Annotated in this window: 1 pseudogene; it reads left to right on the forward strand. The window is 54.8% G+C overall.

Going from position 1 to position 420, the window contains the following annotated elements:
• Positions 1-420 (forward strand): annotated as a pseudogene (locus AAC147_RS12665) (TIGR03752 family integrating conjugative element protein); the annotation flags it as partial.

The raw sequence follows: 420 nt of genomic DNA on the forward strand, positions 1-420 counted from the left end.
GCTTACGGCCAACCCGCCGCGAAATTCCCGACTTCTTTTTTAAGTGAACAACCGGCAACGGAGCAAAATACCTCACCGAATGCCTCGCTTAAGGAAGAAAACGAAAAACCGGTCTATACCCTGCCGGAAAATGCCACGCTGGTCGGCAGTCAGGCGATGACCGCGTTATTAGGCCGGGTACCTGTCAATGGCACAGTCACTGACCCTTACCCGTTCAAGATTCTGATTGGCAAAGACAACCTGACTGCCAACGGCATCGAACTACCGGAAGTGGAAGGGGCTATAGTTTCCGGCTCGGCCAGTGGCGACTGGACCCTCTCCTGTGTACGTGGTCAAGTTAATTCCATCACCTTTGTGTTTCAGGATGGCACCGTGCGTACCCTGCCGGGCACAGGGCAACATCAGCAGGGTATCGGCTGG

This window comes from Xenorhabdus sp. NBAII XenSa04 (assembly GCF_963866145.1).
GTDB classification, from domain to species: domain Bacteria; phylum Pseudomonadota; class Gammaproteobacteria; order Enterobacterales; family Enterobacteriaceae; genus Xenorhabdus; species Xenorhabdus indica.